This window comes from Mangrovicoccus sp. HB161399, assembly GCF_013184745.1.
Taxonomy (GTDB): Bacteria; Pseudomonadota; Alphaproteobacteria; order Rhodobacterales; family Rhodobacteraceae; genus Mangrovicoccus.
On sequence record NZ_JAATVU010000124.1, the window covers coordinates 1 to 10355 of the forward strand.

14 protein-coding genes are annotated in these 10355 nt (G+C 63.7%); 1 reads left to right on the top strand and 13 read right to left on the bottom strand.

Translation table 11 applies throughout. The features are described 5' to 3' along the window. Positions 1-101: 101 nt before the first annotated feature. From HCC78_RS30205 to HCC78_RS30230, 6 genes are all read right to left on the bottom strand, one after another. Positions 102-1103 (bottom strand): tyrosine-type recombinase/integrase, encoded by a 1002-nt coding sequence (locus HCC78_RS30205; protein WP_172332453.1) that lies wholly within the window; start codon positions 1101-1103, stop codon positions 102-104. A 3-nt stretch (positions 1104-1106) separates the two neighbouring features. Next, a complete protein-coding gene (locus tag HCC78_RS30210) occupies positions 1107-1304 on the bottom strand; it encodes a hypothetical protein (RefSeq protein ID WP_172332454.1) in 198 nt (65 codons plus the stop codon). A gap of 186 nt (positions 1305-1490) precedes the next feature. After that, positions 1491-1994, bottom strand: a complete 504-nt coding sequence (locus HCC78_RS30215; RefSeq protein WP_172332455.1) for a hypothetical protein — start codon at positions 1992-1994, stop codon at positions 1491-1493. Positions 1995-2068: 74 nt separating this feature from the next. Further along, complete coding sequence (locus tag HCC78_RS30220) at positions 2069-2329, bottom strand: hypothetical protein (RefSeq protein ID WP_172332456.1); 261 nt, start codon at positions 2327-2329, stop codon at positions 2069-2071. Further along, positions 2326-2577, bottom strand: a complete 252-nt coding sequence (locus HCC78_RS30225; RefSeq protein ID WP_172332457.1) for a hypothetical protein — start codon at positions 2575-2577, stop codon at positions 2326-2328. The genes HCC78_RS30220 and HCC78_RS30225 overlap by 4 nt, the downstream gene beginning before the upstream one ends. Positions 2578-2592: 15 nt before the next feature. Then, positions 2593-2742, bottom strand: a complete 150-nt coding sequence (locus HCC78_RS30230) for an Arc family DNA-binding protein (RefSeq protein ID WP_172332458.1) — start codon at positions 2740-2742, stop codon at positions 2593-2595. Positions 2743-2824: 82 nt separating this feature from the next. Between HCC78_RS30230 and HCC78_RS30235 the strand changes: the two genes are divergently transcribed. Further along, complete coding sequence (locus tag HCC78_RS30235; RefSeq protein WP_256368369.1) at positions 2825-3148, top strand: Arc family DNA-binding protein; 324 nt, start codon at positions 2825-2827, stop codon at positions 3146-3148. A 702-nt stretch (positions 3149-3850) separates the two neighbouring features. Here the strand turns inward: HCC78_RS30235 and HCC78_RS30240 are convergent. The 7 genes from HCC78_RS30240 to HCC78_RS30270 form a co-directional block, all read right to left on the bottom strand. Further along, entirely contained in the window at positions 3851-5656 is a 1806-nt protein-coding gene (locus HCC78_RS30240; RefSeq protein WP_172332460.1) for a hypothetical protein, read from the bottom strand. 13 nt (positions 5657-5669) lie between these two features. Continuing rightward, positions 5670-6068, bottom strand: a complete 399-nt coding sequence (locus tag HCC78_RS30245) for a hypothetical protein (protein ID WP_172332461.1) — start codon at positions 6066-6068, stop codon at positions 5670-5672. 224 nt (positions 6069-6292) lie between these two features. After that, a complete protein-coding gene (locus tag HCC78_RS30250) occupies positions 6293-7684 on the bottom strand; it encodes a phage major capsid protein (protein ID WP_172332462.1) in 1392 nt (463 codons plus the stop codon). A 185-nt stretch (positions 7685-7869) separates the two neighbouring features. Then, positions 7870-8061 (bottom strand): hypothetical protein, encoded by a 192-nt coding sequence (locus HCC78_RS30255; protein WP_172332463.1) that lies wholly within the window; start codon positions 8059-8061, stop codon positions 7870-7872. A 146-nt stretch (positions 8062-8207) separates the two neighbouring features. After that, on the bottom strand, positions 8208-8438 hold the full coding sequence (locus tag HCC78_RS30260) for a hypothetical protein (RefSeq protein ID WP_172332464.1): 231 nt from the start codon (positions 8436-8438) through the stop codon (positions 8208-8210). After that, a complete protein-coding gene (locus tag HCC78_RS30265; RefSeq protein WP_172332465.1) occupies positions 8435-9904 on the bottom strand; it encodes a helicase RepA family protein in 1470 nt (489 codons plus the stop codon). The genes HCC78_RS30260 and HCC78_RS30265 overlap by 4 nt, the downstream gene beginning before the upstream one ends. Next, positions 9897-10355, bottom strand: a 459-nt coding sequence (locus HCC78_RS30270) for a hypothetical protein (RefSeq protein ID WP_216671385.1), incomplete at its 5' end; no start/stop codon positions are given. The genes HCC78_RS30265 and HCC78_RS30270, both read right to left, overlap by 8 nt.

Consider the following 10355-nt stretch of genomic DNA (forward strand, 5'->3'; position numbering starts at 1 on the left):
GTCCTGAAGGGGTCGCCATTCTGCTGCTCGATGCATGTTCTGCCCTTTCTTTTCAGTGGGTTGCGGAAGCGTGTCCCAATTCTGGGAAGGTGTGTCCCAATTCATGCGCCTGCCACGATCAGCTTGACCATGCGGCGGCGGTCGGCTGCCTTGGTGTACCGAACCACCTCGGACAGGCTCAGATGCCCGGCCATGGCCGCGATCTGGTGCGGCGTTTTCTCCTTCTCGGCCCAGTAGACGCAGAACGCCTTGCGCAGCCCATGGAGCCGGAATTCCACGCCAGCAGCCTTGCAGGCATCGGCAAAGAAGTTGCCCAGCCCCGCCGCGGCGAACGGCTTGCCGAATGACGTCAGCAGGAAGGCCGGGGCAATGTCAGGCGTCCGGGCGATAACTGCCCGCAGCTCGGGCGTGAGCGGAACGTCGCACTCAACGCCGGTCTTCTGCCGGGTGTAGTTCAGTAGGCCGTCCTCCAGGTTCTTCCGGGAGAGCTTGGCCAGATCCACGCGGGCAGCCCCGGTGTAGAGGGCAAGGTCGAAGACAAGACGCTCGGTCGTGCCGATCGGCCAGCGCTTCTGGAACTTCTCGATTTCGTCCGCGCTGGCGGTCGGGAAGCCCTCCGTAGCCGGGCGCTCCATCTTCAGCCCAACGGTCGGATCCTTCGCGAGGAAGCGGCTCCGCTTGGCATGGGCGAAGACCATCTTGAGCGCCTTCAGCTCGTTGACAGCCGCGTGACCGCCCTTTGCATAGAGGGCCGCGTCGATAGCGTCTCCGGTGATCGTGTGAAGCGGGCGGGCCCCTTGCGTCTTCACATAGCGCCGCAGGATTGCCTCCCGGTTCTGCTTGGTGGAGTCGGCCAGGGCTTCCCACTTCTTGGAGGCCATCAGCAGGTCCACTGCCCAGGCAAAGGTGCCGCTCTTCGGCGTCTTGGTCTCCGGCGGCCGGTGTTCCCAGCGGGCGTGTTCTCCGCAGTAGGCCGCGAAGACGCGCGGGTCAGTGGGGTGCAGCCCATGGACGCCCAAGGGGATTTCACGGCCATCCCGGCGATAATAGTGGAACCACCGGCCCCGGCGCTGCCTGCTGCGGAGATAGTCTTCCCTCCGCATGCCCTACTCCGCCGCGAAGGGCTTGCCAGACCAGTTGCCGCCATCGCCTTGGTCGGAGGACTTGTCCCCCGGATAGTCGAAGAAGACGCCATCCGGACCCACGCGGGAGATCCGCGCGCCGGGGCTGATCTTCAGCACGATGGCGTGGACAGCCTCGATCTGAGTCTTGGTGGGCATCGAAGGGGCGGAAGGTCTGGACATGCTGCACCTCATGGTGATGGCGATTGCCGTTTGAACACACGGGAAGGCACCGGGGTGCCCTCGCGGCTGCTCAAGTCTCCCTGCCGCTGCGCATCGAGGGGGAGGGTGTCAGCGGCAGGGACTTGCGCGGGTGTGCGTGCCTTCCCCGCGATCTGCCCGGCGCCACAGGAGCACCGGGCGGAACAGTTAGCTGGCGAGCTTCGGATATGCGCCGTCCAGGACGGCAAAGCCACCCGTGCCGACTGCCGAGGCGACCCCGCAGAAAATATTGGTGAGGTTGAGGACGCAGATGCGCTTCAAGTGAGAAGTCGGCACAGGCAGTTTCGACAGGTCAGGCGTCGACCGGTCCTGAACGAAGATATGGCTGAGATCATCGGTCACGAGCATGTAGGTCATGCCGACGTTCGGATGATGCGGCAGCCCAACCTCGCGGCCTTCATGGTCGGTGTAGGCAAATGTGGCGGCCACCGAGAACGCCCGCTCGAAGTCCTCGCGCGGCAACATTTTCACCAGCTCCGCCACAACTGCCAACTGCATCAGGGCATTGAAGCTGAAGCGGCGGTGCTTTCCTGCAGAGCCGCCGCCTTCAAAGTAGTTCCCGGGGACATGCTTCGCCCACGACTTAACAGTCACCGGGTTCATTCCCAGAAAACCCGCCACCTCAGAGAGGGAATATTCGCGATTGATCATCTTCAACTCCTATGCTGGCACTAAGGATATCGCGTTATCCTTTTCTGCGCAACATAAAAGATATCGCGTTATCCTTAGTGCTGCCCTTCCGCCAGCCTAAGCGCCTCGGCCGCCGTGGCCCCTCGGCACGCCGCCCTCTCGTCGTCGCGCATCTCGTCCACCATCGCGTGCCCACGCTCGACCAAGGACTCGATCTGCTCCAGGCAATCGACCATGGCCCCAAGCAATTCCTGCTGGCTCAGGCGGTCTTCGCCGTCGTGGAGGGCGATTGTCCCGATCTTGGCCATGCTGCCGATGCGGATTAGATGGCGGTCGAGGTCGTCGTAGCTGGTCATGCTGCGCCCTCCGGCTTCTCGTTCACGCTGTCGAGCGCATTGGACAGGTCGCGGGCCATAGCCGCGGCAATCGTGACCAGCGGCAGCGCCCTCTTGGTCATGTTCTCTCCCTCGAAGAGCATCGCGTCAGCAGCATCCAGCATGCACTTAATTTCGGTTGCCTTGTCCTGCATGTCCTGGCGGCTCGGGTAGCGGCTGCTGAAGCCGGACAAAGTGGTATCGTTCGCGCGGGCGCGGTCTTCTGTCATCGGTGTTTCTCCTGGTTAGGTTTCGGCTTCGGTGCGGGCCATGCGGTCGCGGATCGCCCGGATCACCTCGGAGTTCTGCGAGCTGCCGTTCTTCGCGGCCTCGGATGCGATCCAGGCTTTCAGGTCGGGCGGCAGGCGGAGCTGTAGCGGCTTCCGGTCGGTCATGGCGTCACCTTATGGCTTTGTGCCATCATAATGGCTCACGTGCCACTATTGCGTCAAGAGCGATTCATGGCTTTCTGCCACTATGACAGATCGTAAGGCTCAGACTCAGGACAAGTTCATCATCCGGCTCCCGGATGGAATGCGTGAGCGCATCAAAGCGTCAGCAGAGAAGCACAACCGCAGCATGAACGCGGAAGTTATCTATGCCCTTGATGTGTATTTCAGGCTGGAGGGCATCAATCCTGATTTCGATGGAAATAGAGATAGCGCTACTGGGCTAGATCCAGCCGCAGCCGATGCCATGAAGCGCGATTCAGAATACATCAAGAAAGGCATTCTCGCAGCTAGAAGGCTTCTATCGACGCTTGAAACACTAGAGGAAGCTACGAAGCGAGCATCAGACTAACCCCTCGTGGATCTGGTCGCGGCGGATGCCGAGGTCGGAGGCAGTGGTAACGTTGGGCTTTGCAAAGTTACCCTTGGTGACGTTGTTGCCGTGTCCGGCCACCTCCCCCCCGATCCTGCGCCGCGTCGTACTCATCCTGACGGCTACTCGGGCGGTCGCCCTCCCGAGTTAAAGGCGGTCGCCCTCCTGAATGTTCTGGCCGTGCCCCGCGCGCGTGGGTAGTACTTGGGAGAGCAAGATTTTTTCCGGAAATCTTGCCCCCATACCGATTTCAAAGGCCCACATTGGGAACTTTGATGTGGTTGCCCTCCTGAAAGTGAAAAAGGTGGCCGCCGTCCATCTTCACTTGTTGTGGGTGCCCACATTAGGTTGCAACGGGAGGAGGGCGACCGCCTCCCGTTTCCAGGTTCAGCGTCGGAATCGGCAACAATAAGCAGATTGACGCATGACATATTCTCGTTTCTAGATGGTCGGCACCGATGGCTGTGCTCCCAAGGCGGCTTTCTCGGTCCCTTAAGTAAACTGTGCCGTCACGCTCCGTAGTGGCGGCACATTTTTTGTGGCTGTTGGGTCCTTCTGGCCCTCACCAGGCAAGGGTATTTCGGCACCCCGTGCGTTCCTGTGTGCGTGGGCGCGCAAATCACAGACTATTACTATAGGTTTGCGCGCTGATGGCCGGACCACGTGAGCCCGGCCAGACCGTCACACGAACCTGATCCCACGGTCGCCAGCTTCCTTGGTCAGAGCCTCAAGCAGCGAGCCGAGTTGTTCGCCCATGAAGATCTCGGCGGGATTGATGCCGCGCAGGGACACGTCCAGAGGCGCGCTGTTCTGGCCGCCTGACGAGCCCACCGACCCGCCGGACGAGAACCCGCCGGACGTACCGCCAGCCGCGGAGCTGCCCAGGTTGGTGCTCTGGATCTGCGAAATCAGCGCGCCCGTCTTGGCCAGAGACGCCGCGGCAAACGCAGCCGCGGCGGCCGGGCCTCCAGGCGTGCCCATGCCGTAGTCCCACGCCTTCACCGCCGCCTTGATGCCGGTAATCGTCGCTTCCGCGATTGCCGCCGCCTTGCCGATCGCAAAAGTCTTCTTGTTGCTGGTCGACATGAGCGACGCGAGGTCGCCGAACATGCTCTGGAAGCCGTCCAACGTCGCCATCTGCTGCGCCCGTGCGATGGCCTGCATCGCCTGAGAATGCGTCTCTGCAAGCTCTTCGCGCTTGGCGTTGGCCTCTTCTTCGGAGAGGTTCCGCGCCTCGCTGTATTCTGCAAAGTCCTCAAGCTGCTGTTCATAGCGCGCCAGTTCAAGCTCACGCTCGCTGGCAAACATCTCTGTCAGGTACTGCAGCCGGTTGTCGGCCGATGCTCCGCCGCCTGAACCGCCGCCTCTGGATGAACTGCCGCCGCGGCTTATGGTGCGGCCAGCGTTGCCGGATGCTGGGATTGCGCCAGCTCCAAACACAGGCATTTCAGGGCCGGTTGGAGTGACATATCCCTTATCCACCGTGCCGGGGTTGCTGCCGTCGATGCCGTACAGGTCATTGAGGGCAGCGTTCTGCTCGTCGGTGTTCTCTGGCGCGCTGCTCATGCCCACGCCTGGAATGTTGTTCGCCACGTTGCCGCCGACAGCGCCGCCAGGGTCGCGCGCGAACTTGATTGCCTCGCCGACCTTGGTAATTGCCTCGGCAGCCGCTGCGCCGAACCGGATCAGCCCTTCCAGCGCCGGAATTCCATAATCCACGACGAACTGCGCCAGAAGCTCAAGCTCGTCTTCCAGGCCGATCAGCGCGGTGACCATCTGGGACCGGATCGTACCCTCAAGCTCTTGGAACTTGACGTTGAGCGCCTGCGCCCCGGCGACGGTCTCGTTTGACATGATGCGCCCAGCAGCCTCGGCCTCGTTGCCGAGGCGCTGCAGTTCCGCGCCGCCGTTTCGCAGGATCGGGATGAGCGCCGTCGCGTCGTTTGCCAGAGCCTCCATGTAGAACGTAAACTCGGACTGCGAGACGCCTGCTTTCTCCAGGCTGTCCACGTAGAGCTGCAGGGCTTGCGGCCCGGACAAGTTGCGGAACTGCTCGGCAGTCACGCCGACGCGCGGCGCGATCTGCTCGAAGAAGTCAAGCATCGGCCCGCCACCAGTGGACAGGAAGTCCCCCACCTTGTCCTGAACGTCCTTGAGGATGTCTGACAGCTTGTCCTGCTCGATGCCGACGGTTCGCGTTGCCGCAGCCATCTTCTGCAGCTCTACTGGCGCCACGCCCGCCACGCTGGCAAGGTTCTGGATCTCTGCGCCAGTCGCCGCAGCCTGCTTGGCAAGCGCCAGCGTCCCGGCCGTGATCGTGCCGAGCGCGATCGTCACCTTGGCTGCCACGCTCGCGATATTCGCGCCCATCCGCATGGCGCGCTTGTCGAACGTATCAAGCTCCCGCGCGCCCTGCTTCATCCCGCGCTGCAGGAGGCTGATGTCTGCGCCGACGCGGACGGCAATATCAGAGACTACCTTGGCCATGTGCTGCCGCCTTTCAGTTCATGAACTGCGCGAAAGGATCCGCGTCGTCTTCGTCCGGCTTCTGCCAGACCTTGCTGCGGTCGGTCGGCGATGCCCCGAGCTTGCCGATCGCCGTGTTGGCTGCCGAAAGCATGGACGCGGGCACCAGCTCGCCAGCTTTGGCCAGCATGCGGACTTGCCCGATAGCCACGGATGCCGCCTCCAGCGCCTGCCTGTCGGCCCTCACAAGCCACGGCAGGTTTTCCGAGCACTCGGCCCAGACCGCTTTCGCGTCGGGCGGAAGGTAGGCCGGTGGATCGCCCACGGGGTCTTCGCGGACGGCCGGTTCCGATCGGCCGCGGAAGCGCTCCGGGTGCGCCTTGTCGGCCCCCGTGAGGCGGGCCTTGCGGAGCGGAGTCTTGGGTCGTGGCATGGTCGCCTCGCTGCTTCTGGTGGCTGTGTGGCCGGGCGCGTTCTCGCTCGCGCCCGGCCTTTGGTGAGCGCTCCCGGTTCCGCCGTAACGCTCTGCGCCGCGCCCCTGCCAGAAAGGATGGAGATAGGGACCGCGCCGTCTCGGGGTTGTTGCCGTACTCGCCGAGTGAACGGGGATGCTTCGGCTCAAAGAACTGAAAAGCCGGGGGCATCCTCCCCTTGTTCTTAGCCCTGCACGCCCGTGATGGTGTGGAACGCGCCCGGCTGGGAGACCGCCACGTCGGCCCGCATGTAGGCTAGGAGGCCGTACTGCATGTTGCCGGCGAAGTGCTCCCTCAGAACGGTCACGGTGATATTCGTGCGCATGCCGATCAGCAGGTGCCGGAAGTTGCCGACGATGACGGAGCTTTCGTTCGTCCCGACGCCGCCGTCGATCGGCAGCGCAGTCGTGGTCAGCACCGGGATCGGCTCCAGGACGCGCGGCATGATGAGCGGGTTGCCGTTGCCGTCCACCATCTCTGCAATGGAGCCTTCGTCGCGCGGGTGCATGATGATGGCCGAGACCGGCCCGGCATTCGCCGACAGGATGCCCGTGCGCGCCCGCACCAGCGGGATGTAGCTCGAGATGGCGTCATCATGCGCCGTCGTGCCAATGCCAGAGGTGTTGGCCACGCCGCGCGGCTCCGGGGCGGTGCCCGAGCCGATCAGCGCCACCCGGTCCAGCTCCTTCGCCAGGGCGACGGACATGATCCGAGGCAGCTCGGTCTGCAGGTTGACGCTGTCTTCCATCAGTTCGAAAGAGATCTTCGTCAGGACGGCCAGGGACTTCGGCTGCAGTGGCACGCTGTCGAAGGTAGGCTCGGACTCGGTGACGGCCGAGTTCTCCGTGCGCCATGCCGGAACAGGGTCGGTCGCCAGCCGCGCGATGACGTGGTCATCCGAAGTAAGCGGCACCATGCGGGCGCCTGCCGCATTCACCACCGAGGCCGCGCGCAGCTTGTCGATCAGCTCGGAGGAAAGCGTCGTCGGCACGGTGTAGCCGCCTGCGCTGTCCGAGCCCTCTGCCAGTGCCCGGCGCTCGGTGTCGGTCTTTGCGCCGACGATCATGGAGCGCAGATAGCCGCCCAGGGAGAGGCCGCGGTAGGGATCCGGGGAGGCCGCCTGCGCCCAGGTGGCCATTCGGTCCTCGGGGGCGAGAATCCGGGAGTCGGAGATGGTCTCGCCACGATGCCCTTGTGGGCCGTCAAGGTCCACGCCGCTCGCGGTAACATCGCGCCCCATAGGAACCGGAATGACGCTTTCGCTCTCGCGCGGGTCGCGGTTGCCGATGCTGTTGCGGAGGTCGCGCTCGCCCTCCAGGTCGTTCACAGCCTCCATGAGAGTATCAAATGCGGCCTCGATCTCTTCGGCCCTGCTTTCCGGCAGGGCCGGATTAATTTTGTCGCACAGAAGCCGACCAGAGGAGCGGATGCTGTTCACCGCCTTGCCGAGATCAGCCCAGGTCATGCTGTGTGGCTCAAGCTCCGAGAGATTCTTCACGTTCAGGTCGCGTAGCACCACTTGGGCATGCCGCTTCACCATAAGGTCGCCGGAGTGGTGGGAAAATCGGATGGTCATTGCCGTTGTTCCGTTCGATATGCCGGGCACGCGAAAGCGACCTCGGCGTGAGGGTCACATTTCGCGCGCGGCCATCGGCTTTGCGGAAAACGGGGTGGGAGCCGCACCATCGGTGCCGTGCTCGTTGGGGTCACTATACGACATCTTGATTCTGGGTCCAAGAGTCTCTGGGCGGTTTCCGTGCATCATGCCTTGTCCTTCGCCGCCTTGATCGCCGCGATGGTCTCGCGGGCAAGCCGGGCCTGCGCCTCTGTGACGGCCGCCAGGGCCTCCAGATCTGGCACTGGATCGGTGCCGTTGCGCCGCGCGTCGTTCAGAATGTGGTCCACCGCTTTCGCGGCCAGTTCCTCGATGATGATGTTGTCAGGGGTCTGCATGGCGTGCCTCGTGTCGGTATGCTGTTGCATGCGGAAATGTTGGAAACGGAGATGCGCGTGAGTGGCTGACCCGCCTCGGTCCCTGACCAAAACACTCAGACTTTCGACCACCCCCTCCCGTCGCGTGGCCCTGCCCCGTGCGGCCGTCATTCGACTGCTCCGAAGATGCTGGCGACGATCTCGCATTCGCTGTCTGCCGAGAGCTGGCGGGCCAGTGCCGCGGCCTCGGTGTAATCATCGCCGGTCCAGACGTTGAAAGCGGCGCCCTCGCTGTCGATGAGGTCCACCACGAAGACACGCTGCCGGGTGCACTTCTCCAGTCCGGACCACAACCCGACCTTGCTGACGGTTGCTTCGGTGTTCTGCTCTTTGGTCATTCGAATGCCTCCGGGTTGTTGAGGTCGTCGGCTGCTGCCTTCCATGCTTCGATCTGATCTGGCGGGGCGGCTTCCTCGCCTGATGCCTGCGCGTGGTCCGGTTCCTGCTCCTTGGCTGGGGCACCGTTGCCACGTTGCCGGGTCATAGACCCCGGCAACGGTGGCAACGCTTCGCTGCCCGCGTTGCCGTCCGTTGCTGGCAACGCTTGGCAACGCTGGGAACGATGGTCATCATCACCACGACAGCACCAGACAAAGCCGTCCAGAATGCGGACTTCTCCCTTGTTTTGAAGGGCTGTCTTCACCTTATGGAACGCTGCCCTGCGGCTGCTCTCGCCGTCGCCGCTGCTGAGGGAGTGCCGATCGCAGTACTCACGCCACGTTGCCAAGGGAACGCAACGCCGGGAACGCGGGAACATCTCGCCCGTCTTGCGTTCCCCGTGGTTGGCAACGGCATCGTCCAGCGCCTGCATGGCGATGCTCTGCTGCCCGGAGAGGCGCGGAGCCTTCTTCACCGGGTCACTGGGCTGCACCACGGCAGACGTTACCAGATCGCCGTCCTCGTCGCGCCCGAGCGGCACGCTCTTGAGGGTGTAGGCGAACACCTTGTCGGTGGGCATGTCGCGCTGCTTCTTCGTCTCGGCCATCACAACGTCACCGGAACGGGTCAGCTCGATCTCGGTATCGACCGCCGCCCGCAGGCTGTTGCTGCCCCGCGCGCCCTTGGAGGTGTCCTTGCCGCTGTGGTGAATGACCATCACATGCGCGCCGGTCGCAGCCCGGATCAGATCCAGATTGCGGATGAATGCGCCCATGTCCTTTGCGGTGTTCTCGTCGCCGTCGCCCATGGAGCGCGCCAGCGTATCGAGCACGATCAGCCGGGGCGGGGTTTCAAGGTCCTTCAGAGCTTCGATCAGAGCCTCGGCGTCGCCGTTCCCGCAGAAGTCTACCGTTCCCGGCAACAGAAGGAACTCCTTGCCCGCCCGCTTGGCCAGCTCGGGGTTCTCTTGCCGGAAGGCGGCGAGGCGGTTGCGGATCCCGTGCCCGCCCTCGGCCGCGATGTAGACCACCGGCCCGCCGCCTTCGGCAACGCGGGCACCGTGCCAATCCCCGGCGCCTGCGGCGATGTGCAGGGACATGTCGAGAGCGAAGAAAGTCTTGCCCCCGTTCGACTCTCCGTAGGTGACGGAGAGCGTGCCGATTTCGAGCCAGTCCTTGACCAGATGGCGCGCCTTGATGGCGGGCTTGATATCAGCCAGGGGCTGCAGAGCGGCCCGGAAGGCAGCGGTGCGCTCCGCTGCTCTCGCGGTCGGCGCTGCGGCTCTGTCGGCACCGGCAACGTTGCGTCGGCTTTGAAAGGGCACACCATAGAGCCAGCTATCGACATGATCCTGATCGCGCTGCCGCTGCCGTTCGGCGTGATAGTCATGGGCTGCTTCAGCGAAATGATTTCCACCGTCAGGCATCAAGCGGCACCTCCAGCGCGGCACCGGCCGTCATCTCGGCATACTCGGGGGGCAGGCTCTTGAGCGCGGCCCATGCCAGCGCGGCACGCTCCCGGACGCTCAAGCGCACGGCCAGCACAGCGGCGGCATCCGCCCAGGCGTCGAAGTCCTCGCCGATCACCAGCGCGTCACAGATGACCTTCCCGGCGATCTTGTGGCGCCTCTCGGCGTGCTTGGAGATGGACAGGCGGCCCCGTTTCGGGGTAGGATCTTGCTTGCGAAAGCCTTCGATAGCCCCGTTTGCAGTGACCGCTGCAGCGGGGTTTTTCTTTGCGGAGCCGGGCTCAGCGTGTCCCAATCCGCTTGCTAACCCATTGGCGCGCAATGCCCCGGATTTGCGGGATGTGTCCCAGAGGGTTGCCTGATTTTGCTGACTTTTCTGCCTATTCTGGGTGTCCTGAAGGGGTCGCCA

Bases quoted from the DNA above. Each gene is read 5' to 3' on its own strand.
- HCC78_RS30215 (WP_172332455.1), bottom strand. From the start codon at position 1,994: ATGATCAATCGCGAATATTCCCTCTCTGAGGTGGCGGGTTTTCTGGGA.
- HCC78_RS30220 (WP_172332456.1), bottom strand. From the start codon at position 2,329: ATGACCAGCTACGACGACCTCGACCGCCATCTAATCCGCATCGGCAGC.
- HCC78_RS30240 (WP_172332460.1), bottom strand. From the start codon at position 5,656: ATGGCCAAGGTAGTCTCTGATATTGCCGTCCGCGTCGGCGCAGACATC.
- HCC78_RS30225 (WP_172332457.1), bottom strand. From the start codon at position 2,577: ATGACAGAAGACCGCGCCCGCGCGAACGATACCACTTTGTCCGGCTTC.
- HCC78_RS30235 (WP_256368369.1), top strand. From the start codon at position 2,825: ATGACAGATCGTAAGGCTCAGACTCAGGACAAGTTCATCATCCGGCTC.
- HCC78_RS30250 (WP_172332462.1), bottom strand. From the start codon at position 7,684: ATGACCATCCGATTTTCCCACCACTCCGGCGACCTTATGGTGAAGCGG.
- HCC78_RS30230 (WP_172332458.1), bottom strand. From the start codon at position 2,742: ATGACCGACCGGAAGCCGCTACAGCTCCGCCTGCCGCCCGACCTGAAA.
- HCC78_RS30260 (WP_172332464.1), bottom strand. From the start codon at position 8,438: ATGACCAAAGAGCAGAACACCGAAGCAACCGTCAGCAAGGTCGGGTTG.
- HCC78_RS30255 (WP_172332463.1), bottom strand. From the start codon at position 8,061: ATGCAGACCCCTGACAACATCATCATCGAGGAACTGGCCGCGAAAGCG.
- HCC78_RS30265 (WP_172332465.1), bottom strand. From the start codon at position 9,904: ATGCCTGACGGTGGAAATCATTTCGCTGAAGCAGCCCATGACTATCAC.
- HCC78_RS30205 (WP_172332453.1), bottom strand. From the start codon at position 1,103: ATGCGGAGGGAAGACTATCTCCGCAGCAGGCAGCGCCGGGGCCGGTGG.
- HCC78_RS30245 (WP_172332461.1), bottom strand. From the start codon at position 6,068: ATGCCACGACCCAAGACTCCGCTCCGCAAGGCCCGCCTCACGGGGGCC.
- HCC78_RS30210 (WP_172332454.1), bottom strand. From the start codon at position 1,304: ATGTCCAGACCTTCCGCCCCTTCGATGCCCACCAAGACTCAGATCGAG.